The sequence below is a fragment of the Streptomyces sp. NPDC048258 genome, assembly GCF_043201995.1.
Lineage (GTDB): Bacteria > Actinomycetota > Actinomycetes > Streptomycetales > Streptomycetaceae > Streptomyces.
Genome location: NZ_JBICZH010000005.1, coordinates 254561 through 278222, shown reverse-complemented (window position 1 = coordinate 278222; position 23662 = coordinate 254561). Strand labels below are relative to the sequence as shown.

The following is a 23662-nucleotide window of genomic DNA, read 5'->3' as shown; positions in this document are numbered from 1 at the left end:
CACATGTCCGAACCGACCGGTGCCGCCCGCCGACGCGGGCCCTTCGAGGTCGGGGACCAGGTTCAGCTCACCGACCCCAAGGGCCGCCACTACACGTTCACGCTCGAAGCCGGGAAGAATTTCCACACCCACAAGGGTTCCTTCCCGCACGACGAGCTGATCGGTGCTCCCGAGGGCAGTGTTGTCCGCACCACGGGCAACGTCGCGTACCTCGCGCTGCGCCCCCTGCTCCCCGACTATGTCCTGTCCATGCCCCGCGGTGCCGCCGTGGTCTACCCCAAGGACGCGGGCCAGATCCTGGCCTTCGCCGACATCTTCCCCGGCGCCCGCGTCGTCGAGGCAGGCGTCGGATCCGGCTCCCTGAGCAGCTTCCTGCTGCGCGCCATCGGCGACCAGGGCATGCTCCACAGCTACGAGCGCCGCGCGGACTTCGCCGAGATCGCCACCGCCAACGTCGAGCGCTACTTCGGCGGCCCGCACCCCGCGTGGCAGCTGACCGTCGGCGACCTCCAGGACAACCTGTCCGACACCGACGTCGACCGCGTGATCCTCGACATGCTCGCCCCCTGGGAATGCCTGGAGGCCGTCTCCAAGGCCCTGGTCCCCGGCGGCATCCTCTGCTGCTACGTGGCCACCACCACCCAGCTCGCCCGGACCGTCGAATCCATCCGCGAGTTCGGCTGCTACGCCGAGCCGCAGCCCTGGGAATCGATGATCCGCAACTGGCACGTCGAGGGCCTGGCCGTCCGCCCGGACCACCGGATGATCGGCCACACCGGCTTCCTCGTCACCGCCCGCCGCCTCGCGGACGGCGTCGAGCCCCCGCTGCGCCGCCGCCGCCCCTCCAAGGGCGCCTACGGCGAGGACTACGACGGCCCCGGCAGCGACCGCTCCGCGTAGCCGCCCGCCGGACCACCCAACACGAAGGCGCTGTGGCGCAGTTCCCCGGACGAACCGGGAACTGCGCCACAGCGCCTTTTCGTTGTCGGGGTATCAGCCCGGCCCCCGGCTGCCGGCCCGGCTGCCGGGGGCCGGCCCGGCCCGGGTGTCGGCCCCCGCCGATCCGGCCGCCCCGGACCCGGTCGTTCCACCTCGGTGTGAGGTGTGGCACGATGCTGGCTCCCCGTCACCCTTCGCACAGGAGACACCCCGCGTGCCGCACAGCCCCGCCGAGCTCGCGCCGACCCTGGAACCCCTGGCGCACAGCCACGCCAGGCCCCTCCACTGGCTCGCCACGGCCACCGCCATGGCCGCCGTCATAGCCACCGCGGGACTCGTCCAGCCGGCCACCGGCACCCCCGCGGCCACCTCCGACCCCGCGAACGGCCCGCGGGCCGCCGCACCCGACGCGGCGGCGGTCACCTACCCGCTCGACTGCAAGGGCGCCCCGCAGACCGTCACCGCCACCGCCCGGGGAGACCTCGACGGCGACGGCCGCCCCGAGACCGTGGCCGCCGTCCGCTGCGACGCCGGCTCCGGCACGCCGCCCCACGCGGTCTACGTACTCACCCAGGACCGGGCCGAGGGCGCCCGCCCCCGCGTCGTCGCCACCCTCCTCGACACCCCGCAGCGACAGACCGCCACCGATCTCACCGTGCGCGACGGAGTCGTCACCGCCACGCTCCTCGGCTACTCCTCACCGGAGATCCCGCGCTACAGCCCCGACGTGAAGAAGCTCGCCAAGTGGCGCTGGAGCGGCGGAAAATTCCGCCAGGAGCTGACGGACTCGACCGCCAGGAGTGTTTGAAGCGTCACTCGGCGTCGGGACCGAAGACTTCCACCCTGTCCGAAACGCGCCTTACGTGGATGCAGTCACCCGGGCATTCCTTCGCCGAGTCCACCACGTCCTGGAGCAGCGTCAGCGGAACCGGAGTGGTCGCCCCCGCCGCCTGCAGCAGCTCGTCGTCGGCGCTCTTCACATACGCCAGACCGTCGATGTCCAGCTCGAACACCTCCGGCGCGTACTGCGCGCAGATCCCGTCCCCGGTGCAGAGGTCCTGGTCGATCCAGACCTCAAGCGGCTCGCCGGCCCCGCCGACGCCGCCCGTGGGAGCCTCCTGCTGCACGCTCATATCTCCTGCCGTTCCCTGCGCTGAGTGATCCATCCCGGCCACTTCTCGCAGCAAGTCGCGCGAGCTCTGACGGGTGTTGAACACTTCGACCTTACAACCGGCCGCTTTCAGATGTTGATGGGTGGGTATTTCCTTGGCGTGAGGGAGTACGCAAGGGTGAAGATCGGACACACCTCTACCGTCTTTGTGATCTAGGGGTTTCAATCACCACCAGCCCAGGTAGGGTCAGGAAGCGTCCAGCTCCCCTTGGAGGAGGTGAGGACCGTGGCAGCCCACGACGACGACATCAACCGCGGCATCCGGCCCGGGCGAGGGTCTGAGGACCCCGCCGGCCAGGTTGCCTATCTCGAGCAGGAAATCGCCGTCCTGCGACGTAAGCTCGCCGACTCTCCGCGACACACGAGGATTCTCGAAGAGCGGATCGTCGAGCTGCAGACAAATCTTGCCGGCGTCTCCGCACAGAACGAACGACTCGCGAATACCCTCCGTGAGGCCCGCGACCAGATCGTCGCCCTCAAGGAAGAAGTCGACCGGCTCGCACAGCCGCCGGCCGGATTCGGTGTCTTCCTGCAGTCCAATGAGGACGGCACCGTCGACATCTTCACCGGAGGCCGAAAGCTCCGCGTGAACGTCAGCCCCAGCGTCGAGCCGGAAGACCTCCGGCGCGGCCAGGAGGTCATGCTCAACGAGGCCCTCAACGTGGTCGAGGCCATGGAATTCGAGCGGGCCGGGGACATCGTCACCCTCAAGGAGATCCTCGAGGACGGCGAGCGCGCCCTGGTGGTCGGGCACACCGACGAGGAGAGGGTGGTGAGGCTCGCCGAGCCGCTCCTGGACATCACCATCCGCCCCGGCGACGCCCTCCTGCTCGAACCCCGCTCCGGCTACGTCTACGAGGTCGTCCCCAAGAGCGAGGTCGAGGAACTCGTCCTCGAAGAGGTCCCGGACATCGACTACGACAAGATCGGCGGCCTGGGCGACCAGATCGAGCTGATCCGCGACGCGGTCGAGCTCCCCTACCTCTACCCGGACCTGTTCAAGGAGCACGAACTGCGCCCGCCGAAGGGCATCCTGCTCTACGGCCCCCCCGGCTGCGGCAAGACGCTCATCGCCAAGGCCGTCGCCAACTCCCTTGCCAAGAAGGTCGCCGAGGTCACCGGCCAGCCCGCCGGAAAGTCCTACTTCCTGAACATCAAGGGCCCCGAACTCCTCAACAAGTACGTCGGCGAGACCGAGCGGCACATCCGCCTCGTCTTCCAGCGTGCCCGCGAGAAGGCCAGCGAGGGCACCCCCGTCATCGTCTTCTTCGACGAGATGGAGTCCCTCTTCCGCACCCGCGGATCCGGCGTCAGCTCGGACGTGGAGAACACCATCGTCCCGCAGCTGCTCGCCGAGATCGACGGTGTGGAAGGCCTGGAGAACGTCATCGTCATCGGCGCCTCCAACCGCGAGGACATGATCGACCCGGCCATCCTGCGCCCCGGCCGGCTCGACGTGAAGATCAAGATCGAGCGCCCGGACGCCGAGGCCGCGAAGGACATCTTCGCGAAGTACCTCAAGGCCTCGCTGCCCCTGCACACGGACGACCTGTCCGAACACCAGGAATCGCGGCCCGGCACCGTCCACAGCATGATCCAGACCGTCGTCGAGCAGATGTACGCCGAAACCGAGGAGAACCGCTTCCTCGAGGTCACGTACGCCAACGGCGACAAGGAAGTCCTCTACTTCAAGGACTTCAACTCGGGCGCGATGATCCAGAACATCGTGGACCGTGCGAAGAAGATGGCCATCAAGGACTTCCTCGAGCACAACCAGAAGGGTCTGCGCGTCTCCCACCTCCTCCAGGCATGTGTGGACGAGTTCAAGGAGAACGAGGACCTGCCCAACACCACCAACCCGGACGACTGGGCCCGGATCTCCGGAAAGAAGGGCGAGCGGATCGTATTCATCCGTACCCTCGTCACCGGAAAGCAGGGCGCCGACACCGGACGCTCCATCGACACGGTGGCAAACACCGGTCAGTACCTCTGACGAAGCGGAGCGGCTGCGGATGCCCTCCCCGGGCATCCGCAGCCGACTGCTTTACCGGACTCCCGGACTCCCGGACTCCGTCACCGACTGCTTTTCAGCCGGTGACGGGGCGGATTCAATGACGGAAATGATCTCCCCACGAGCGCGCAGTGGTTCTAGGCTCTTCCGTACCGCCGGACGCGCAGTGCGGGGACGGGCACCGCACAGGCACACGCACCGGAGCACCAGCGGTACTTGAGCGCCGCTCCCGAAGGGGAGCGCCGCCGGGCAAGGAGGGCCGCATGACCGTACGGCGAGTAATGGGGATCGAGACGGAGTACGGGATCTCCGTCCCGGGGCACCCGAACGCCAATGCCATGCTCACCTCGTCCCAGATCGTCAACGCCTACGCGGCGGCGATGCACCGGGCGCGACGCGCCCGCTGGGACTTCGAGGAGGAGAATCCGCTGCGGGACGCCCGCGGCTTCGACCTCGCCCGCGAGGCCGCCGACAGCAGCCAGCTGACCGACGAGGACATCGGCCTCGCCAACGTCATCCTCACGAACGGCGCACGGCTCTACGTCGACCACGCGCACCCCGAGTACAGCTCGCCGGAGATCACCAATCCGCTCGACGCCGTGCTCTGGGACAAGGCCGGCGAGCGGATCATGGCCGAGGCGGCCGTCCGGGCGGCCCAGCTGCCCGGCGCCCAGCCGATCCACCTCTACAAGAACAACACCGACAACAAGGGCGCCTCCTACGGCACGCACGAGAACTACCTGATGAAGCGGGAGACCCCCTTCTCGGAGATCGTGCGCCACCTGACCCCCTTCTTCGTCTCGCGCCAGGTCGTCACCGGCGCGGGCCGCGTGGGCATCGGCCAGGACGGCCGCGAGCACGGCTTCCAGATCAGTCAGCGGGCCGACTACTTCGAGGTCGAGGTCGGCCTGGAGACCACCCTGAAGCGGCCCATCATCAACACCCGGGACGAACCCCACTCGGACGCCGAGAAGTACCGCCGCCTGCACGTGATCATCGGCGACGCGAACCTGTCCGAGATCTCCACGTACCTCAAGCTCGGCACGACCGCGCTGGTCCTGTCCATGATCGAGGACGGGTTCATCAGCGTCGACCTGGCCGTAGACCAGCCGGTGCGCACCCTGCACCAGGTCTCCCACGACCCGGACCTGCGGCACCTGATCACGCTGCGCAGCGGCCGGACACTGACCGCCGTACAACTCCAGATGGAGTACTTCGAGCTGGCCAGGAAGTACGTGGACGAGCGTTTCGGCTCCGACGCGGACGACCAGACCAAGGACGTACTGGCCCGCTGGGAGGACGTGCTGGGCCGGCTGGAGACCGACCCGATGAGCCTGTCGGGGGAGCTGGACTGGATCGCCAAGCGGGAGATCCTGGAGGGCTACCGGCGCCGGGACGGGCTGGGCTGGGACGCGGCGCGGCTGCACCTGGTGGACCTCCAGTACTCGGACGTACGGCCGGAGAAGGGCCTGTACAACCGCCTGGCGGCCCGCGGCAAGATGCAGCGGCTGGTGGAGGAGTCGGCGGTGGACCGGGCGGCGAGCAAGCCGCCGGAGGACACCCGGGCGTACTTCCGCGGCCGGTGCCTGGAGCAGTACGCGGACGACGTGGCCGCGGCCTCCTGGGACTCGGTGATCTTCGACCTCCCGGGCCACGACTCGCTCCAGCGGGTTCCGACGCTGGAGCCGCTGCGGGGCACGCGGGCCCATGTGAAGGAGCTCCTGGACCGCTGCCGCACGGCGGAGGACCTGGTGCGGGTGCTTTCGGGGCGGTGAGCGGGGCTTCCGGGGCCTGAAATGGCCCCGGTCCGGGAATCATGGGAAAGACCGGACGTTATGAAAGTGCGGGGACGAATGTCGGACCCTCCTAGTAGGGTCCGACGTAGGGTCTGATCTTGAGGGATCCCGAATCCCGGGGTCCCTCGACGTGAGCGTGCGAACCGAGCGGGGTGAGGTAGACATGGCGACCAAGGACACCGGCGGCGGACAGCAGAAGGCGACGCGCTCGACCGAGGAGGTCGAGGAGGCGGCGGTCGAGGAATCGACCGACCTCAAGGAGCGGCAGGAAAAGCTCTCCGACGACGTCGACTCCGTACTTGACGAGATTGACGATGTACTCGAAGAGAATGCTGAGGATTTCGTGAGGTCGTTCGTGCAAAAGGGTGGCCAATAAGGGCATTTGGCCTTCGAATCGAAGGTGGGGGCGGGGTGGGTGTCCGAGGGCATGAAGCGGTGTTCGCGATGTAAGCAGGACAGGGCGCAGGCGGAATATGCGAGCAACCGTTCGTCGCCCGATGGCTTACAGGCCTATTGCCGCACGTGCTCGGCGGAGTACTACAAGCAGCGCCAAGAGGCGAAGGGGCGGACGGTACGGGTGAAGGTGGCTGTACCGTCCGACCACAAGCGGTGCCCCCAGTGCGAGGAGATCAAGCCGCACTCGGAATGGGAACCGAACAAGACCACCTCGGACGGATGGTCCAGCTATTGCCGTTCGTGTCGAGCTCAGCGCAACAGGGCGAGTTACTTCAAGCGGAAGTACGGCATCACTGAGGCTGAGCGCGAGGAGATGATCGCCGCTCAGGGCGGTGTCTGTGTGATCTGCCGTCAGGCTCCGGCCGAGCACGTTGATCACGATCATCAGACGGGTAAGGTCCGAGGCGTACTGTGCTTCAGCTGTAACGCAGCCTTGGGGCAGTTCAAGGATCGGCCGGACGTCATACGGCGTGCAGCCGCATACGTGGAAGGAAACCTGTGGAACCCAACACTCGTAGCACAGGGCGTCTACCGGCAGCCTTCCTGACGCCGGGGTCGTCGTCCTTCATGGACTTCCTGGGCGCGCACTCGCCCGAGATGCTGCCCGGCAACCGCAAGCTGCCGGAGGGGGTCGTCGAGGCGCCGCACGGGACGACCATCGTCGCCGCCACCTTCCCCGGCGGGGTCGTGCTCGCCGGTGACCGGCGGGCGACCATGGGGAACATGATCGCGCAGCGGGACATCGAGAAGGTGTTCCCCGCCGACGAGTACTCCGCCGTCGGCATCGCGGGTACGGCCGGCCTGGCCGTGGAGATGGTCAAGCTGTTCCAGCTGGAGCTGGAGCACTTCGAGAAGGTGGAGGGGACGACCCTTTCGCTCGAAGGCAAGGCCAACCGGCTTTCGACGATGATCCGCAGCAACCTCGGCATGGCGATGCAGGGGCTGGCCGTCGTGCCGCTCTTCGCGGGGTACGACGAGGCCAAGGAGAAGGGCCGGATCTTCTCCTACGACGTGACCGGCGGCCGCTCCGAGGAGCACGGCTTCGCCGCCACCGGGTCGGGCTCGATCTTCGCCAGGGGATCGATGAAGAAGCTCTTCCGGCCCGATCTGACGGAGGAGCAGGCCACCACGCTGGTCGTGCAGGCGCTCTACGACGCCGCCGACGACGACTCGGCGACCGGTGGACCGGACCTGTACCGCCACATCTATCCGATCGTCACCGTCATTACGGACGAGGGATTCCGCAGGCTGACGGACGCAGAGTCGCAGGAACTCGCCCGTACGGTCACCAATCGTCGGCTGGAGCAGCCCGACGGCCCGCGCGCCGCCCTGCTCTGACCATCCGTCGCCCCTCAGGAGCCCAGAAGAAAGGGACGGACAGCCGGTGTCGACTCCGTTCTATGTGTCACCCCAGCAGGCCATGGCCGACCGGGCGGAATACGCCCGGAAGGGCATCGCCCGCGGTCGCAGCCTTGTCGTGCTGCAGTACGCCGACGGCATCGTGTTCGTCGGCGAGAACCCGTCCCGCGCGCTGCACAAGTTCAGCGAGATCTACGACCGGATCGGTTTCGCGGCCGCCGGCAAGTACAACGAGTACGAGAACCTGCGGATCGGCGGTGTGCGCTACGCGGATCTGCGCGGGTACACCTATGACCGCGACGACGTGACGGCCCGCGGGCTGGCGAACGTGTACGCGCAGACGCTCGGCACGATCTTCTCCAGTGCCGGTGAGAAGCCGTACGAGGTGGAGCTGGTCGTCGCCGAGGTCGGTGCGACGGCCGCCGGGGACCAGATCTACCGGCTTCCGCACGACGGGTCGATCGTGGACGAGCACGGTTCGGTCGCGGTCGGCGGCAACGCGGAGCAGATCAGCACGTTCCTGGACCAGCGGCACCAGGACGGGATGACCCTGTCGGAGGCGCTGAAGCTTGCGGTGCAGGCGCTGTCCAGCCAGGCGAACAGCGCCGACAAGACGATTCCGGCCGAGCGGCTGGAGGTCGCGGTGCTGGACCGGACGCGGGCCCAGCAGCGGAAGTTCAAGCGGATCCGGGGCCGGCAGCTGGCGCGGCTGCTGGAAGCGGATGTGCCGGCGGCCGCGCAGGCGGACGCCGTGTCGAACGACGAGGCGCCGGAGGACGACGCCGAGTAGGGCCGGGAGTGGTGCGAGCCCCGGTCCGCCCGTGAGGGCGGGCCGGGGCTCCGTCGTGTTCAGGGGCCGGGGGCGGGGCCGGTGGAGTCGCGGACGACGAGTTCGACGGGGATGTCGGCGGTGGTCCAGGGGGTGCCGTCGAGGACGGCGAGGAGGGCGGTCATGCCCTGTTCGCCGACACGTTCGGCGGGGAGGCGGACGGTGGTGAGCTCGGGTTCGACGGCGGTGGCCAGGGCGAGGTCGTCGAAGCCGGTGACGGAGAGGTCGTCGGGGACGCGCAGGCCGAGGCGGCGGGCGGCCTTGCAGGCGCCGGCGGCGAGGATGTCGTCGTCGCAGATGACGGCTGTGGGCCGGGTTCCGGGTGCCGCCAGGGTGGTCTCCATGGCCGTACGGGCGCCGTCCACGCTGAGGGGGGCCCGTACGGTGCGCAGCTCGGTGCCGGGCCCCAGGAGGGCGGCCAGGGCTTCGGCGCGGACCTCGAAGGTCCAGGTGTCGACGGCGGAGGCGAGGTGCAGGAAGCGGCGGTGGCCGAGGGCGAGGAGGTGCTCGGTGACCTGGCGCATGCCGTCGGCCATGGCGAGGTTGACGTGGGCGGCGGCGCTGCCGGCGGTGGGGTCGCTGTCGAGCATGACGAGGGGGAGGCCGTCGCCGCCGAGGGCGTCGAGGGCGCCGGCGGCCATGGAGGAGGCGATGACCCCGTCGAGGGCGGCGCGGGCGGAGGCGAAGGGGTCGCGGGCGGGGCCGGTGCCGTCGGGGGAGGGGTAGAGGACGACGCCGAAGCCGTGTTCGGCGGCGACGCGGGCGGCGCCGGTGTAGACGCGCGCGAAGAACTCGTTGGTGAGGGCGGGGACGACGAGCAGGGCGGTGCGGGTGGAGCCGAGGCGCAGGCTGCGGGCGGCGAGGTTGGGGCGGTAGCCGAGGCGGGTGGCGGTTTCGCGGACGTGGGCGGCGGTGCGTTCGGAGACGCGGCCGCGCCATTTGTCGCCGAGGACGAGGGAGACGGTGGCCTGGGAGACCCCTGCGGCGGTGGCCACGTCGCGGCTGGTGGGTCTCGTCACACGGGGCTCCTGAAGTGCGAGGTCGGCGGGGTCGGTGCGGTCCGGTGGGTGGACCCGTGAACTGTCGCCATGGTACGTATGACGGGTCACGTTATACGTATTACCCCGGCTGGATCCGGGCAGAAGGGGGCCGACATGGCCGCGGGATACGCGGAGCTGCTCAGGACCCGGCACGCCGCGAGGCTGCTGGTGGGCACGCTCATAGGCCGGCTGCCCAACGCCACGGCGCCGATCGCGATCGTGCTGTTCACGCGGGCCGAGGGCGGCAGCTACAGCCTCGCGGGCGCGCTCGCCGCCGCGTACGGGCTGGCGAACGCGGTGGGCCAGCCGCTGCTCGGCCGGGCGGTGGACCTGTACGGGCAGCCCCGGGTCCAGCTGCCGGCCGCCCTGCTCTCCGCGCTGGGCATGGTGTGGCTGGCCGTGTCCGGCACCGGGTCGGCGGTGGCCGCGTACGCCGCGGTGGTGGTCGCGGGGCTCTTCACGCCGCCGCTGGAGGGCGGGCTGCGGGCCCTGTGGCCGGGCGTGCTGGGCGGCAAGGAGGAGCGGGTGCACGCCGCGTACGCGATGGACGCGGTGGCCCAGGAGGTCATGTTCACGGTAGGTCCGCTGCTGGTGACGCTGTTCGTGGCGCTGTGGTCGCCGGCCGGGGCGCTCCTGGCCCTCAACGCCATCGGTGTGCTGGGCGCGCTGTCCGTCGTGGTCAGTGAGCCCTCCCGGCGGTGGCGGTCGGCGCCGCGTGAGGCGCACTGGCTGGGCGCCTTGCGTTCGCCGGGTCTGCTGGCGCTGCTCGGTGCGTTCTTCTTCGTGGGGACAGCGCTGGGTTCGATCACGGTGGCGGGCGTGGCCTACGCGGACGATCACGGGAACCAGGCGGTGTACGGCTGGCTGATGGCGGCGCTGGGGCTGGGCGCGCTGATCGGCGGGGTGTTCTACGGGGCCCGGCAGTGGGCGGGTGCGCCCGAGCGGCGGCTGCGGATGCTCGTGGCGCTGCTGGCGGTCTGCTACCTGCCGCTGATGCTGACGCCGGGGCCGGTGGCCATGACGGCGCTCGCGGCGCTCTCGGGTGTGTTCCTGGCGCCCGCGCTCGCGTGTGCGTTCATCGTCGTGGACCGGCACGCTCCGGCGGGCACGGTGACGGAGGCCTTCTCCTGGCTGGTGACGTTCTTCGGGGTGGGTGCGGCGATCGGCACGGCGGTGGCGGGGCCGGCGGTGGAGCTGGGCGGTACGGCGGCGAGCTTCGGCGTGGCGAGTGTGGCCGGGGGCGCGGCGCTGCTGGTGCTGACGGTCACTCAGCGGGTGCTGGCAACTGCGGGCCACAGTCGCGCGGTGGCGGGTTCGGCTGAGGGGCCGTCGGACGGGGCTCACGAGGTGCCGTACGGGGTCCGGTCGGAGGGCTGATCGCGTGCGGTCGGCGGCCGATCGGCGGTCCGGGCGGCGGGCTGATCGGTGAGTTCGCGGAGCGGCTGTCGGACCGGTGATCGGAAACTGATCGAAACGGCGCTCTCGAACCCGGTTTCAGAAGAGGGCAGAAGGCGTAATGTTCAGTCATGGACCGCCGCATTTTCGGGCTGGAGAACGAGTACGGCGTCACGTGCACGTTCAGGGGACAGCGCCGACTGTCACCTGACGAAGTGGCGCGCTACCTCTTCCGCCGTGTTGTGTCATGGGGCCGCAGCAGCAATGTCTTCCTGCGGAACGGCGCCCGCCTGTACCTCGACGTGGGTTCGCATCCGGAATATGCAACTCCCGAATGCGACAACGTGACCGAGCTGGTCACGCACGACAAGGCAGGCGAGCGCATTCTCGAAGGACTGCTCGTCGACGCCGAACGCCGCCTGCACGAGGAGGGAATCGCGGGCGACGTCTACCTCTTCAAGAACAACACCGACTCGGCGGGCAACTCGTACGGCTGCCACGAGAACTACCTGGTGGCCCGGCACGGGGAATTCTCCCGCCTGGCGGACATTCTCATTCCCTTCCTCGTCACGCGGCAGCTCATCTGCGGCGCGGGCAAGGTGCTCCAGACCCCCCGGGGCGCGGTCTACTGCGTGAGCCAGCGGGCCGAGCACATCTGGGAGGGCGTCAGCTCCGCGACGACCCGTTCGCGGCCGATCATCAACACGCGGGACGAGCCGCACGCGGACGCCGAGCGCTACCGCCGGCTGCACGTGATCGTCGGCGACTCGAACATGTCCGAGACGACCATGCTGCTCAAGGTCGGGGCCACCGACCTGGTGCTGCGCATGATCGAGGCGGGCACGGTGATGCGGGACCTGACCCTGGAGAACCCGATCCGGGCGATCCGCGAGGTCAGCCACGACATCACGGGGCAGCGCAAGGTGCGCCTGGCGAGCGGCCGGGAGGCCTCGGCGCTGGAGATCCAGCGGGAGTACTACGACAAGGCGGTGGACTTCGCCGAGCGCCGGGGCATCCGTACCGGTGTGGTGGACCAGGTGCTGGAGCTGTGGGGCCGCACCCTCGACGCGATCGAGGCGGAGGACCTGGACCGGATCGGGACCGAGATCGACTGGGTCATGAAGTACCAGCTGATCGAGCGGTACCGGGGCAAGCACAACATGACCATGTCGAATCCGCGAGTGGCTCAGATAGACCTCGCCTACCACGACATCCACCGTCGGCGCGGGCTGTACTACCTGCTGGAGCGCAAGGGGCAGGCGGCGCGGATCTGCAACGACCTCAAGATCTTCGAGGGCAAGTCGGTGCCCCCGCAGACGACGAGGGCGCGGCTGCGCGGCGACTTCATCCGGCGGGCGCAGGAGCAGCGCCGGGACTTCACGGTGGACTGGGTGCACCTGAAGCTGAACGACCAGGCGCAGCGGACCGTGCTGTGCAAGGACCCGTTCCGGTCGGTCGACGACCGGGTGGAGAAGCTGATCGCCGGGATGTGAGCCGGTACGCAAGTGGGCAGTGTGACATCGCACCGATCCCGGCCAGGGCCTCGTACGGATCTCGTACGGGGCCCTGCTCACGGCTTAGAGTGGCGGGCGACCGCCTTGCCGTCTGAGATCTGAGGAACACGTGCGCCGACTTGCCGGCCTGCTTGTCGTACCCCTTCTGCTGCTGTCGACAGCAGCCTGTGGCGACGACAGCGGCTCCGACTCCGCCCAGATGAAGAACGGGGTGCCCGCGATCACCAAGGGCGCCAAGTTCGGGGAGACGCCCACCCTGTCCCAGGGGACGGGCGGACCGCCGAAGGAACTGAAGGTGGAGACCATCAGCGAGGGCTCCGGCCCGGCGCTGAAGAAGGGCGACATCGCCCAGGTCAACTACCTCGGCCAGGTGTGGGACGGCAAGGAGCCGTTCGACGCCAGCTTCGGCAAGGGCAAGCCGTTCGACGTCACCATCGGCGCGGGCATGGTCATCAAGGGCTGGGACCAGGGCCTGGAGGGCCAGAAGGTCGGCAGCCGCGTCGAGCTCGTGATCCCGCCGGCCCTGGGCTACGGCGAGCAGGGCTCGGGCGACAAGATCAAGCCGAACGCGACGCTGGTCTTCGTCGTGGACATCGTCAAGGGCACCTCCGTCCCGGTCTCGGCCACGGGCAAGGAGGTCGCGCAGGACAACAAGGACCTGCCCAAGGTCGGTACGAACACGGACGGCAAGGAAGTCTCCGTGACCGTCCCGAAGGACACCGCCGAGCCCGCCAAGCTGGTCTCGAACTACGTCCTCGAGGGCGACGGCGCCGCGGTGAAGGACACCGACAGCGTCGTGGTCAAGTTCAACGGCAAGACGTGGAAGGACGACAAGACCTTCGAGAGCACGTACACCACCGACACGACCGTCACGTGGCCGATGGAGCAGCTCTCGGTCAAGGGTCTGAAGGAAGGCCTGCTCGGCAAGAAGGTCGGCAGCCGCATCCTGCTGGTCATCCCGCCGGACATGGCCTTCGGCGACAAGGAGCAGGGGACGATTCCGGCGAAGTCGACGCTGGTGTTCAGCCTCGACATCCTCGCGGTGATGTAACACTGTTCCGGTTGACCAGTTCGTACGTATGAGGAGCAGTTCCGTGAGCAACGAGCTCAGCAAGCCCGAGATCGACTTCCCCGAGGGCGAGGCCCCCAAGGACCTCGTCAAGGAGGACATCTGGGTGGGCGACGGCGCCGAGGCCAAGGCCGGCGACCGGGTCTCCGTCCACTACGTGGGCGTGGCCTTCTCCACCGGCGAGGAGTTCGACGCCTCCTGGAACCGTGGCTCCGCGCTCCAGTTCCAGCTCGGTGTCGGCCAGGTCATCGCCGGCTGGGACCAGGGTGTCCAGGGCATGAAGGTCGGCGGCCGCCGCAAGCTCGTGATCCCCGCGCACCTCGCCTACGGCGACCGCGGCGCGGGCGGCGCGATCGCCCCGGGCGAGACGCTGATCTTCGTCTGCGACCTGGTGAAGGTCGGCTGATCCGGACTTCCGCGATCGGTCGAGGGGCCCCCGCCGTCCGGCGGGGGCCCCTCGCTTTTGTCCGGGCGTGCCGGGGCGGTACGGTCAACGGTCACGAGTGTGTGTGTCGAGAGCGGGGGAACGGCGTCGATGGCGATTGCCAAGGCCGAGCGGCTGATGAATCTGGCGCTGTGTCTGCTGGGGACCCGCCGGCCGCTGAGCAAGCGCGAGTTGCGCGGTTCCATCGAGGCCTACCTGGAAGCCGGCAACGACGAGTCCTTCAACCGCATGTTCGAGCGGGACAAGGACGATCTGCGTGAACTCGGCCTGGTCATCGAGACGGTGGAGAACCTGGAGGGCGAAACCGGCTACCTGGCCCGCCGGGACAGCAATCGGCTGCCGCCCGTCTCCCTGGACGCCGAGGAGGCCGCGGCCCTGGGCCTCGCGGCCAAGGTCTGGCAGCAGGCCCGTCTCGCGGGCGCGGCCAGCGGCGCCCTGCAGAAGCTGCGCGCCGGCGGGATGCCGGAGGCGGGCGACCCGTACGAGGGCCAGCACAGTGCCATCGAGCCGCGCATCCCGGTCCACGAGGCGGCCTTCGAGCCGCTGATGCTGGCCTGCCGGGACCGCCGGCCGGTGGTCTTCGACTACCGCAAGTCCACCGCCGCCCGGCCCGAGACCCGCCAGGTGGAGCCGTGGGCGCTGGAGTGCTGGCGCGGCCACTGGTACCTGGCCGGCTTCGACCGCGACCGGGGGGCGGAGCGGGTGTTCCGGCTCTCCCGGATCACCGGCAAGGTTCGCTCCCGCGCCGCCAAGTACACCGCCGAGGTGCCGGACGTGGTGACCGTACGGGAGACCGTGGCGAGCTGGGCCGGGGAGAGCGCGGACCGCTCCGCGCGCATCCGGCTGCGCGCCGGGGCGGGCTACCCGCTGCGGGCCAAGGCCACCGCCGTGCGCGAGGGCGGCGACGGCTGGGACGAGCTGGAGATCCCGTACGGGCACGGGCTGGACGCCTGGCTGGTGGAGTTCGGCCCGGACGTCGTGGTGCTGGAGCCCGACGACCTGCGGGCGGACGTGGTGGACCGGCTGCGCGCCGTCGCCAAGGGCTGACCGGAACATCAGCACCCGGACCGTCAGCGCCCGAACACCGGCAGCCCGGAACACCAGCAGCCCGGAACATCAGTAGCAACGCCCTGAGGGGGAGACGTACCAGCATGGCTGCCAACGCCATCGACCAGACCCGCCGGATGCTGTCCCTGGTCACGTACCTGCGCGAGCGCCCGGGCGCACACGTCGCCGACGTCGCGCGCGCCTTCGGGATCACCGAGGACGAGCTGATCTCGGACCTCGACGTGCTGCCCATGTGCGGGACCAGCTTCCGGGGCGGGGACCTTCTCGACATCGACACCGACGGGGAGCGCATCTGGTGGCGCAACCCCGACGCCTCGGGCGAGTCCACCGCCGAGCCGTTGCGGCTCGCCGCCGACGAGGCGACCGCGCTGCTGGTCGCCGCCCGCGCGGTGGCGACCCTGCCCGGGCTGCGCGAGAGCGACCGGGACGCGCTGCTGCGGGCGACCGCCAAGCTGGAGGCCGCGGCGGGCGAGGCCGCCGGGGCCAGCTCGCGGCTGTCGGTGACCTTCGAGTCCGAGGGCGGGGTCTTCGCGGACGTCGACCGGGCCATCGCGGAGCGCCGCCGGCTGTGGCTGCGCTACTACTCGCCCGCGCGCGACGAGCTCACCGAGCGCAAGGTCGACCCGATCCGGCTCTTCGCGGTGGGGCACACGTACATGGAGGGGTGGTGCCACCTCTCCGAGGCCCGGCGCACCTTCCGCCTGGACCGGGTGGCGGAGATCCGGCTGCTCGACGAGCGGGCCGAGCCGCCCGCCATCGAGCCGCGCGACCTGTCCGAGGGCCTGGTCCAGCCGGCCGCCGAGGACCCGGAGGTCGTGGTCGAGGTAGGGCCCGGCGGGCGCTGGGTCGCCGAGTACTACCCGCACGACAGAGCCGAGGAACTGGACGGGGGCGGGCTGCGGATCACGCTGCGCAGCCCGGACCCGGCCTCGCTGCGCCGGCTCGCGCTGCGGCTGGGCCGCGAGGGGCGGATCGTCGCTCCCGTGGAGCTGGCGGACAGTGCGCGCAGCGCGGCCCGGGAAGCACTCGCGGGGTACGGGGAACAGGTCTGAGGGGAGCAGCGGTCGATGTCGCCTACGCCAGGGTCCGTCGCCTTCAAGGCGGCCTGTCCCGACTGCCACGCCCGCTTCGAGCTGGACGCGGGCGCCCTGCGGCTGGTCATCGGCGGCAGCCGGCGGACCACCTTCTACTCCTTCACCTGCCCGCAGTGCGGCGCGGCCGTCCGCAAACCGGCGGGCGAGCGCATCGTGGAACTGCTGACCGGCGGAGGCGTGAGCACCCTGCGCAGCGTGTGAGCCCGGGAGTGGCCTAGGCTCTTCCCATGCTGTGGCCGATGCTCGCAATTGCCCTGGGTTTCCTCGGGATCGCCGTCCTCGCCGCGGCGGCGGTACGCGTCTACGTGGAGGTCCGCAGGCTCTCCGGGCAGGTCGCGCTGGCCAGCCGCCGGATCACGGCCGTCTCGGAGGACCTTGAGCGGGCCGCGGCCGACCTGGCCCGGGCCGGCCGCGGCGTGCGACCGTAAAGCGGGACGAATGCGGGTGACCGGGGCGTGAACAACCGGCCCGCGCATAAGCGGGGGTACCCCGGGGGATTGCCGGGCGTTAACCCCCGGGGGTTACGATCCTTGCCTGAGCGGTCACCGGATTTCTGTCCGAGTCCGTCCAGAGCCACCACAACCAGCCGTTTCGGTGAGAAGGAAGACACACATGATCGGCAATCTGAAGCCCCTTGAGATCCTTCTGATCATCGCTGTGATCGTGCTGCTGTTCGGCGCCAAGAAGCTCCCCGAGATGGCCCGTTCGCTCGGCAAGTCGGCCCGCATCCTCAAGAGTGAGGCCAAGGCCATGAAGAAGGACGGCGAATCGGAGGACGCGGCCACCGCGGCCACCGTCGCCGACCAGGCCCCGCAGCAGCCCGTCGCCCCGCGCACCATCCAGGCCGCGCCCGGTGACGTGACCAGCTCCCGGCCCGTCAGCGAGCCGAACCGCACCACCCAGGGCTGAGACAAGCCGGACACGCCAGTCATCTGCATCGAGCCAAGGGACGTGGGTTGCTCAAGTCTGCCCGCAAGCAGGAGAAAGCGGACAAGGACGCCGAAGGGCGGATGCCTCTTGTCGAGCACCTGCGTGAGCTGAGAAACCGTCTGCTGAAGTCGGTCCTGGCGATCATCGTGATCACCGTCGTGGCGGCCTTCTTCTACAAGGACCTCATCGACTTCATGCTGAAGCCGATGCTGGACTCCGTCGGCTGCACCGGCGGCGTGGTCTCGCAGCGCAACGGCCGGCCCTGCGCCGACATGACCGTGAACGGCCTGATCGCGCCGTTCTCGATCGCCCTGAAGGTCTCGCTCACCGCCGGTGTGGTGCTCTCGGCGCCGGTGTGGCTCTACCAGCTGTGGGCGTTCACCGCCCCCGGCCTGCACAGCCACGAGAAGAAGTACGCGACGAGCTTCGTCGCGGTCGGCGCTCCGCTGTTCGGCGCCGGCGCGGTACTCGCGTACAAGGTCCTCCCGCAGACCGCGACGATCCTTCTCGACTTCACCCCCGAGCACGCGCGCAACCTGCTCCCGGTCGACGACTACCTCGACCTGGTCACGCGCATGGTCGTCGTCTTCGGCCTGGCGTTCGAGCTGCCGCTGCTGCTGATCCTCCTCAACTTCACCGGGGTGCTCACCGCGAAGCGGCTGGCGAGCTGGTGGCGCGCCATGGTGCTGGGCATCACGGTCTTCTCCGCGTTCGCGACGCCCACCGGCGACCCGCTCACCATGCTGTCGCTGGCCGCCCCGATCGTGGCCCTGTACTTCATCGCGCTCGGCATCTGCCTGGTCAACGATCGCAGGCGCAAGCGCAACGACCCCGACGCGGGCCTCGACGACGACGAGGCCGCCGACCTGGACCTCACCCCGGCGCCGATCGGCGCGATGGAGCCGGTCCCGGCTCCCGCCGAGCTGCCCGGCCAGGCGGACGGCGGACGTCAGCGGATCAACGGTTACGACGACGCGACCTGACAGGTACATTCCGGAGCGTGAGCTCTGAGATCACCCTCTTCGTCAATCCCACCGCGGGGCGCGGCCGGGGCGCGCACGCCGCGCAGCCGGCCGCTTCCGCTTTGCGGGCGGCGGGCTTCTCGGTCCGGACCGTCCTCGGCGCCGACGGGCCGGACGCGCTGGCCCGGCTGCGCACCGCCGTCCGCGAGGGCACCGGCGCGGTGATCGCGGTGGGCGGCGACGGCATGGTCTCCCTGGCGCTCCAGGCCCTGGCGGGGACGCTCGTACCGCTCGGGGTGGTCGCGGTGGGCACCGGGAACGACTTCGCGCGGGCGCTGGGGCTGCCCGTACGGGAGCCCGCGCGGGCCGGACGGCTGGCCGCGGAGGCCCTCAAGGAAGGGCGGATCCGGGAGATCGACCTCGGCCGCGTGCGGGACACCTGGTACGGGACCGTGCTGTGCTCCGGCTTCGATTCGAAGGTCAACGACCGCGGCAACCGGATGCGGCTGCCGGCGGGCCGGTTCAAGTACGACCTGGCGATGATCGCGGAGCTGGCCGCCTTCCGGCCCTTCCCGTACCGGATCACCCTGGACGACGGTCCGGCCATCGAGACCGAGGCCACGCTGGTGGCCGTCGGCAACGGATCCTCGTACGGCGGGGGCATGCGCATCTGCGCGGACGCCGTCCCCGACGACGGGCTCTTCGACATCACGGTGGTCGGCGACTGCGGCCGGGGCACCCTGCTCAAGGTCTTCCCGCAGGTCTACAAGGGGACGCACCTCGGCCACCCGAAGGTGACCGTCCACCGGGCGCGGAAGGTCACCCTGGAGGCGGCCGGGATCACCGCGTACGCCGACGGGGAGCCGCTCGGACCGCTGCCGGTGACCGCCGAGTGCGTACCCGGGGCGGCCCGGGTCCTCACGTAAATGATCGCGACTGTTGTCAGAGGTGGCGGGTAGGCTCGATCTCAAGATGACCGAAGAACTCTCACCCGCCGAGCGGTACGCCGCTGCCCGGATCCGCGCCGCCGAAGAGGCCACCGCCCTGGCCCCCTTCCGCGAGATGTACGAATTCGACCTGGATCCGTACCAGGTCGAGGCCTGCAAGGCACTGGAGGCGGGCAAGGGCGTCCTCGTGGCCGCCCCGACCGGCTCGGGCAAGACGATCGTCGGCGAGTTCGCCGTGCACCTGGCCCTCCAGCAGGGCCGCAAGTGCTTCTACACGACGCCGATCAAGGCCCTGTCGAACCAGAAGTACGCCGACCTCGTCAAGCGCTACGGCGCCGACAAGGTGGGCCTGCTGACCGGCGACAACAGCGTCAACGGCGAGGCGCCGGTGGTCGTGATGACCACCGAGGTGCTCCGCAACATGCTGTATGCGGGCTCGCAGTCGCTGCGCGGCCTCGGCTACGTCGTGATGGACGAGGTGCACTACCTCTCCGACCGGTTCCGCGGAGCCGTCTGGGAGGAAGTGATCATCCACCTCCCCGAGTCGGTCACCCTGGTCTCCCTGTCGGCCACCGTGTCCAACGCCGAGGAGTTCGGCGACTGGCTGGACACCGTACGGGGCGACACCGAGGTGATCGTCTCCGAGGAGCGGCCCGTCCCGCTGTGGCAGCACGTCATGGCCGGCCGCCGGATCTACGACCTCTTCGAGGAGGAGTCCGACCACGGCGGCCGCGGCTCCGCCCGCCGGGAGGTCAATCCCGACCTGCTGCGCATGGCGCGCGAGGAGAACAGCCGCACGTACAGTCCGAAGGACCGGCGGCGCGGCAAGATGGTCCGCGAGGCGGACCGCGAGCGCGAGCGGCGCTCCCGCGGCCGGATCTGGACCCCCTCCCGGCCCGAGGTCATCGCCCGCCTCGACGGTGACGGGCTGCTGCCCGCCATCAACTTCATCTTCAGCCGGGCCGGTTGCGAGGCCGCCGTCCAGCAGTGCCTGTACGCGGGCCTGCGGCTCAACGACGACTCCGCGCGCCTCAAGGTCCGCGAGATCGTGGAGGAGCGGACCGCCTCCATCCCCACCGAGGACCTCCACGTCCTCGGGTACTACGAGTGGCTCGAAGGCCTGGAGCGGGGCATCGCCGCGCACCACGCGGGCATGCTGCCCACCTTCAAGGAGGTCGTCGAGGAGCTCTTCGTACGCGGCCTGGTGAAGGCCGTCTTCGCCACCGAGACCCTGGCGCTGGGCATCAACATGCCCGCGCGCACGGTGATCCTGGAGAAGCTGGTCAAGTGGAACGGCGAGCAGCACGCCGACATCACCCCCGGCGAGTACACGCAGCTGACCGGCCGGGCCGGGCGGCGCGGCATCGACGTCGAGGGCCACGCGGTGGTGCTGTGGCAGCGGGCCATGGACCCGGCGGCGCTCGCCGGGCTAGCCGGTACCCGTACGTATCCGCTGCGCTCCAGCTTCAAGCCCTCTTACAACATGGCCGTGAACCTGGTCAGCCAGTTCGGGCGGCACCGCTCGCGCGAGCTGCTGGAGACCTCCTTCGCGCAGTTCCAGGCCGACCGCTCGGTCGTCGGGATCTCCCGGCAGGTCCAGCGCAACGAGGAGGGCCTGGAGGGCTACCGGGAGGGCATGACCTGCCACCTGGGCGACTTCGAGGAGTACGCGCAGCTGCGCCGTGACCTCAAGGACCGCGAGACGGAGCTGGCCAAGCAGGGCGCTGCCCAGCGGCGGGTGCAGGCGGCCAGTTCGCTGGAGAAGCTCAAGCCGGGCGACATCATCCACGTGCCGACGGGCAAGTTCGCCGGGCTCGCGCTGGTCCTGGACCCGGGCGTGCCGGCCGGGCGGGTCCACGGGCACCGCGGATACGAGTACGCGGAGGGCCCGCGCCCGCTGGTGCTCACCGCCGAGCGGCAGGTCAAGCGGCTCGCCGCGATCGACTTCCCGGTCCCGGTGGAGGCCCTCGACCGGATGCGGATCCCCAAGACCTTCAACGCGCGTTCCCCGCAGTCCCGCCGGGACCTGGCGTCCCAGCTGCGGACCAAGGCCGGGCACATCACGCCGGAGCGGCGGGAGCGCGGGCGTGCCGCGGCGGCCGACGACCGCGAGATCGCCCGGCTGCGGGCCGCGCTGCGGGCGCACCCGTGCCACGGCTGCGACGAGCGCGAGGACCATGCCCGTTGGGCGGAGCGCTACCACCGGCTCAAGCGGGACACGGTGCAGCTGGAGCGGCGGATCGAGGGGCGGACGAACACCATCGCCCGCACCTTCGACCGGATCCACGCGCTCCTCACCGAGCTGGACTACCTGCGCGAGGACGAGGTCACCGTGCACGGCAGGCGGCTCGCCCGCCTGTACGGGGAGCTGGACCTGCTGGCCTCCGAGTGCCTGCGCGCGGGCGTCTGGGAGGGCCTGAGCCCGGCCGAACTGGCCGCCTGCGTCTCGGCGCTGGTCTTCGAGGCGCGGCAGTCCGACGACGCGGTCGCGCCGAAGGTGCCGGGTGGCGCGGCGAAGGCGGCGCTGGGCGAGATGGTCCACATCTGGGGCCGGCTCGACGCGCTGGAGGAGGAGCACCGCATCAACCAGGCGGAAGGCGTGGGCCAGCGCGAGCCGGACCTGGGCTTCGCGTGGGCGGCGTACCAGTGGGCCTCCGACAAGAGCCTGGACGAGGTGCTGCGCGAGGCGGAGATGCCGGCCGGTGACTTCGTGCGCTGGTGCAAGCAGGTCATCGACGTGCTGGGGCAGATCGCGGCGGCGGCTCCCTCGTCCTCCGGGGAGAGCGGGAGCACGGTGGCCCGGAATGCCCGGAAGGCCGTCGACGCACTGTTGCGGGGTGTAGTGGCCTATAGCTCGGTCGGCTAGCCGCTTTTGGGGCTTCCTCCGAGAGCGGGGCTGGCCTGATCTGATCTCTTGCCATGATCGAATCGGCGTGCTGTGTGCGACGATCGGGCCATGAGCGGGGGAGCAGACGAAGGGCCGAGACGGGTCGGTCGGCCACGCGCCGACCGGCTGAGGCCGGTGAGCGGTCGGCCGCCGCGCGAGGAACTCCTCTGCGCGGCGGCCGAATTGTTCACGGTCCAGGGGTACGCGGCCACCACCACCCGGGCGGTGGCCGAACGGGCCGGAATGCGCCAGGCCACGATGTACCACTATTTCGGCGGCAAGGAGGAACTCCTCGCCGAGCTGCTGGAGTCCACGGTCGCGCCCTCGCTGGTGCTGGCCCGGCAGCTGCTCGCCGACACCGGGCGGTCCGCCGCGCGGCGGCTGTGGGAGCTGTGCCGCTCCGACGTACTGCTGCTGTGCGGGGGCCCGTACAACCTGGGGGCGCTCTACCTGCTGCCCGAGGTGGGGAGCGCGCGCTTCGCGCAGTTCCGCCGGATGCGCGGTGAACTCAAGGACGCCTACCGGGTGTTGCTGTACGGGACCGGCGTGGGCGCCGAACTGGCCGGGGACAGGGCCGCCCTGGCGCTCCGCAACGACCTGGTCTTCGGGCTGATCGAGGGCGTCATGCTGATCCACCGCGCCGATCCGGCCCGGCAGGTGACGGCATTCGCGGAAGCCACCGCCGACGCGGCGCTGCGGATCGCGGGGGTCGGCGCCGCCGGGGGCAAGCCCTGGCCGGCTTAGGCCGACCAGCCCGCTTCAACCGTCCTGGCCGCCGGTCCCGGCCTCCCAGCCGGCGCGGTCGTGCCAGGCCTGGAGGGTGCGGGCGCTCTCGAAGCGGTGGGCGGCTCCGGTGACCGGGTCGATGAATTCCAGTACCCGGGCCAGGAGTTGCAGCGGCCGCCGGTAGTCGTCCGGAGCGGGGTCGGTGACCCGCGGATACACCGGATCGCCGAGGATGGGCAGGCCCAGGCCGTTCATGTGCACCCGCAGCTGGTGGGTGCGGCCGGTGTGCGGGGTCAGCCGGTAGCGGCCCAGTCCGCCCCGGGCGCCGGTGAGTTCGACGAGGCTCTCCGCGTTGGGCTCGCCGGGGACCTCGGCCGCCGCGATGACCCCGCGGGTCTTCTCGATCCGGCTGCGGACGGTGCGCGGGAAGGTGAGCGACGGGTCGTGGGCCGCGAGCGCCTCGTACTCCTTGTGCACCAGGCGCCGCTGGAAGAGGAGCTGGTACGCCCCGCGGTCCTCGGGCCGGATGCTGAACATCACCAGTCCCGCGGTCAGCCGGTCCAGCCGGTGCGCCGGGCTGAGGGCGGGCAGGTCCAGCTCCTCGCGGAGCCGGGCCAGGGCGGTCTGGGTGACGTGGCTGCCGCGCGGGGTGGTCGCCAGGAAGTGCGGCTTGTCCACGACCAGCAGGTGCGGGTCGCGGTACAGGACGGGGACCGGGAAGGGCACGGCCGGCTCCGCCACCAGGTCCCGGTGGAACCACAGGTACGCGCCCGGCTCGTACGGGTCCTGCGCGCGCAGGACGCGCCCGCCGGGGCCGAGCACCCGCCCGGCGCGCAGCAGACGGGCGATGACCTCGGCGCCAGGGCCGCCCGCGTAGTGCGCGGCGAGGTAGCCGCCGAGGTCCGGCCACCTCCCGTCGGGGTCGGGAGGCAGCCGCAGCCGGACAGGGTCGATGCCGGCGCGCTGGGGGAGGGGAGAGGGGGGTGGCTGGGTTCTGCGTCTCATCGGGGGACAGGCTATGCGG

Annotated in this window: 24 protein-coding genes; 21 read left to right on the top strand and 3 right to left on the bottom strand. The window is 70.3% G+C overall.

Going from position 1 to position 23662, the window contains the following annotated elements; translation table 11 throughout:
* Positions 1-3 precede the first annotated feature (3 nt).
* Complete coding sequence (locus tag ACGFYQ_RS15020) at positions 4-900, top strand: tRNA (adenine-N1)-methyltransferase (RefSeq protein WP_150520350.1); 897 nt, start codon at positions 4-6, stop codon at positions 898-900.
* 253 nt (positions 901-1153) lie between these two features.
* Positions 1154-1747, top strand: a complete 594-nt coding sequence (locus ACGFYQ_RS15015; protein ID WP_393743781.1) for a hypothetical protein — start codon at positions 1154-1156, stop codon at positions 1745-1747.
* Between the two features lie 4 nt (positions 1748-1751).
* On the opposite strand, the gene ACGFYQ_RS15010 is transcribed toward ACGFYQ_RS15015, so the two are convergent.
* Positions 1752-2072, bottom strand: a complete 321-nt coding sequence (locus ACGFYQ_RS15010; RefSeq protein ID WP_393743779.1) for a ferredoxin — start codon at positions 2070-2072, stop codon at positions 1752-1754.
* A 264-nt stretch (positions 2073-2336) separates the two neighbouring features.
* On the opposite strand from ACGFYQ_RS15010, the gene arc reads away from it, so the two are divergent.
* From arc to prcA, 6 genes are all read left to right on the top strand, one after another.
* Positions 2337-4103 (top strand): proteasome ATPase, encoded by a 1767-nt coding sequence (gene arc / locus ACGFYQ_RS15005; protein ID WP_362397416.1) that lies wholly within the window; start codon positions 2337-2339, stop codon positions 4101-4103.
* Positions 4104-4384: 281 nt separating this feature from the next.
* Positions 4385-5896 carry a depupylase/deamidase Dop gene (dop, locus tag ACGFYQ_RS15000; protein ID WP_393743776.1) on the top strand — a complete coding sequence of 504 codons (1512 nt, stop codon included), beginning with the start codon at positions 4385-4387 and terminating at the stop codon, positions 5894-5896.
* A 184-nt stretch (positions 5897-6080) separates the two neighbouring features.
* The gene (locus tag ACGFYQ_RS14995; RefSeq protein ID WP_030016348.1) at positions 6081-6293 is read left to right on the top strand and encodes a ubiquitin-like protein Pup; all 213 of its coding nucleotides are present in this window, start codon (positions 6081-6083) and stop codon (positions 6291-6293) included.
* Positions 6294-6344: 51 nt separating this feature from the next.
* Positions 6345-6920: an endonuclease VII domain-containing protein gene (locus tag ACGFYQ_RS14990; RefSeq protein ID WP_393744045.1), complete on the top strand. Its 576-nt coding sequence runs from the start codon at positions 6345-6347 to the stop codon at positions 6918-6920.
* Positions 6872-7711 carry a proteasome subunit beta gene (gene prcB / locus ACGFYQ_RS14985; RefSeq protein WP_362397406.1) on the top strand — a complete coding sequence of 280 codons (840 nt, stop codon included), beginning with the start codon at positions 6872-6874 and terminating at the stop codon, positions 7709-7711. Before ACGFYQ_RS14990 ends, prcB begins: the two co-directional genes overlap by 49 nt.
* A 46-nt stretch (positions 7712-7757) precedes the next feature.
* Positions 7758-8522 (top strand): proteasome subunit alpha, encoded by a 765-nt coding sequence (gene prcA, locus ACGFYQ_RS14980; protein ID WP_328924846.1) that lies wholly within the window; start codon positions 7758-7760, stop codon positions 8520-8522.
* Positions 8523-8581: 59 nt separating this feature from the next.
* Here the strand turns inward: prcA and ACGFYQ_RS14975 are convergent, their stop codons facing one another.
* A complete protein-coding gene (locus tag ACGFYQ_RS14975) occupies positions 8582-9580 on the bottom strand; it encodes a LacI family DNA-binding transcriptional regulator (protein WP_393743773.1) in 999 nt (332 codons plus the stop codon).
* A gap of 135 nt (positions 9581-9715) precedes the next feature.
* On the opposite strand from ACGFYQ_RS14975, the gene ACGFYQ_RS14970 reads away from it, so the two are divergent.
* The 13 genes from ACGFYQ_RS14970 (at position 9716) to ACGFYQ_RS14910 (ending at position 22656) form a co-directional block, all read left to right on the top strand.
* Positions 9716-10978: an MFS transporter gene (locus ACGFYQ_RS14970; RefSeq protein WP_393743771.1), complete on the top strand. Its 1263-nt coding sequence runs from the start codon at positions 9716-9718 to the stop codon at positions 10976-10978.
* A 149-nt stretch (positions 10979-11127) separates the two neighbouring features.
* Positions 11128-12489 (top strand): Pup--protein ligase, encoded by a 1362-nt coding sequence (pafA, locus tag ACGFYQ_RS14965; protein WP_030655944.1) that lies wholly within the window; start codon positions 11128-11130, stop codon positions 12487-12489.
* 130 nt (positions 12490-12619) lie between these two features.
* Positions 12620-13561, top strand: coding sequence for an FKBP-type peptidyl-prolyl cis-trans isomerase (locus ACGFYQ_RS14960; protein WP_393743769.1), 942 nt, complete (start codon positions 12620-12622; stop codon positions 13559-13561).
* A 28-nt stretch (positions 13562-13589) separates the two neighbouring features.
* Positions 13590-13985: an FKBP-type peptidyl-prolyl cis-trans isomerase gene (locus ACGFYQ_RS14955; RefSeq protein ID WP_362397391.1), complete on the top strand. Its 396-nt coding sequence runs from the start codon at positions 13590-13592 to the stop codon at positions 13983-13985.
* 129 nt (positions 13986-14114) lie between these two features.
* On the top strand, positions 14115-15071 hold the full coding sequence (locus ACGFYQ_RS14950; RefSeq protein WP_393743767.1) for a helix-turn-helix transcriptional regulator: 957 nt from the start codon (positions 14115-14117) through the stop codon (positions 15069-15071).
* A gap of 104 nt (positions 15072-15175) precedes the next feature.
* On the top strand, positions 15176-16144 hold the full coding sequence (locus ACGFYQ_RS14945) for a WYL domain-containing protein (protein ID WP_362397387.1): 969 nt from the start codon (positions 15176-15178) through the stop codon (positions 16142-16144).
* 15 nt (positions 16145-16159) lie between these two features.
* Positions 16160-16387 (top strand): hypothetical protein, encoded by a 228-nt coding sequence (locus ACGFYQ_RS14940; protein ID WP_393743765.1) that lies wholly within the window; start codon positions 16160-16162, stop codon positions 16385-16387.
* Positions 16388-16413: 26 nt separating this feature from the next.
* Positions 16414-16614 carry a hypothetical protein gene (locus ACGFYQ_RS14935; protein WP_393743763.1) on the top strand — a complete coding sequence of 67 codons (201 nt, stop codon included), beginning with the start codon at positions 16414-16416 and terminating at the stop codon, positions 16612-16614.
* A gap of 184 nt (positions 16615-16798) precedes the next feature.
* Positions 16799-17095 (top strand): Sec-independent protein translocase subunit TatA, encoded by a 297-nt coding sequence (gene tatA, locus ACGFYQ_RS14930; RefSeq protein ID WP_393743761.1) that lies wholly within the window; start codon positions 16799-16801, stop codon positions 17093-17095.
* 47 nt (positions 17096-17142) lie between these two features.
* Positions 17143-18099 carry a twin-arginine translocase subunit TatC gene (tatC, locus tag ACGFYQ_RS14925; RefSeq protein ID WP_393743759.1) on the top strand — a complete coding sequence of 319 codons (957 nt, stop codon included), beginning with the start codon at positions 17143-17145 and terminating at the stop codon, positions 18097-18099.
* Positions 18100-18116: 17 nt separating this feature from the next.
* The gene (locus ACGFYQ_RS14920; RefSeq protein ID WP_393743757.1) at positions 18117-19004 is read left to right on the top strand and encodes a diacylglycerol kinase; all 888 of its coding nucleotides are present in this window, start codon (positions 18117-18119) and stop codon (positions 19002-19004) included.
* A 46-nt stretch (positions 19005-19050) separates the two neighbouring features.
* A complete protein-coding gene (locus ACGFYQ_RS14915; protein WP_393743755.1) occupies positions 19051-21891 on the top strand; it encodes a DEAD/DEAH box helicase in 2841 nt (946 codons plus the stop codon).
* Between the two features lie 90 nt (positions 21892-21981).
* Positions 21982-22656 carry a TetR/AcrR family transcriptional regulator gene (locus ACGFYQ_RS14910; protein ID WP_393743753.1) on the top strand — a complete coding sequence of 225 codons (675 nt, stop codon included), beginning with the start codon at positions 21982-21984 and terminating at the stop codon, positions 22654-22656.
* A 15-nt stretch (positions 22657-22671) separates the two neighbouring features.
* On the opposite strand, the gene ACGFYQ_RS14905 is transcribed toward ACGFYQ_RS14910, so the two are convergent.
* Positions 22672-23643 carry a pseudouridine synthase gene (locus ACGFYQ_RS14905; RefSeq protein ID WP_393743751.1) on the bottom strand — a complete coding sequence of 324 codons (972 nt, stop codon included), beginning with the start codon at positions 23641-23643 and terminating at the stop codon, positions 22672-22674.
* Positions 23644-23662: the final 19 nt, after the last annotated feature.

Excerpts from the sequence above, each read along its gene's own strand:
- ACGFYQ_RS14955 (WP_362397391.1), top strand. The coding sequence starts at position 13,590 with ATGAGGAGCAGTTCCGTGAGCAACGAGCTCAGCAAGCCCGAGATCGAC.
- ACGFYQ_RS15020 (WP_150520350.1), top strand. The coding sequence starts at position 4 with ATGTCCGAACCGACCGGTGCCGCCCGCCGACGCGGGCCCTTCGAGGTC.
- ACGFYQ_RS14910 (WP_393743753.1), top strand. The coding sequence starts at position 21,982 with ATGAGCGGGGGAGCAGACGAAGGGCCGAGACGGGTCGGTCGGCCACGC.
- ACGFYQ_RS14995 (WP_030016348.1), top strand. The coding sequence starts at position 6,081 with ATGGCGACCAAGGACACCGGCGGCGGACAGCAGAAGGCGACGCGCTCG.
- ACGFYQ_RS14915 (WP_393743755.1), top strand. The coding sequence starts at position 19,051 with ATGACCGAAGAACTCTCACCCGCCGAGCGGTACGCCGCTGCCCGGATC.
- ACGFYQ_RS14970 (WP_393743771.1), top strand. The coding sequence starts at position 9,716 with ATGGCCGCGGGATACGCGGAGCTGCTCAGGACCCGGCACGCCGCGAGG.
- ACGFYQ_RS14935 (WP_393743763.1), top strand. The coding sequence starts at position 16,414 with ATGCTGTGGCCGATGCTCGCAATTGCCCTGGGTTTCCTCGGGATCGCC.
- pafA (WP_030655944.1), top strand. The coding sequence starts at position 11,128 with ATGGACCGCCGCATTTTCGGGCTGGAGAACGAGTACGGCGTCACGTGC.
- dop (WP_393743776.1), top strand. The coding sequence starts at position 4,385 with ATGACCGTACGGCGAGTAATGGGGATCGAGACGGAGTACGGGATCTCC.
- ACGFYQ_RS14940 (WP_393743765.1), top strand. The coding sequence starts at position 16,160 with ATGTCGCCTACGCCAGGGTCCGTCGCCTTCAAGGCGGCCTGTCCCGAC.
- ACGFYQ_RS14990 (WP_393744045.1), top strand. The coding sequence starts at position 6,345 with ATGAAGCGGTGTTCGCGATGTAAGCAGGACAGGGCGCAGGCGGAATAT.
- ACGFYQ_RS14905 (WP_393743751.1), bottom strand. The coding sequence starts at position 23,643 with ATGAGACGCAGAACCCAGCCACCCCCCTCTCCCCTCCCCCAGCGCGCC.
- ACGFYQ_RS14950 (WP_393743767.1), top strand. The coding sequence starts at position 14,115 with ATGGCGATTGCCAAGGCCGAGCGGCTGATGAATCTGGCGCTGTGTCTG.
- ACGFYQ_RS15010 (WP_393743779.1), bottom strand. The coding sequence starts at position 2,072 with ATGAGCGTGCAGCAGGAGGCTCCCACGGGCGGCGTCGGCGGGGCCGGC.
- tatA (WP_393743761.1), top strand. The coding sequence starts at position 16,799 with ATGATCGGCAATCTGAAGCCCCTTGAGATCCTTCTGATCATCGCTGTG.
- ACGFYQ_RS14945 (WP_362397387.1), top strand. The coding sequence starts at position 15,176 with ATGGCTGCCAACGCCATCGACCAGACCCGCCGGATGCTGTCCCTGGTC.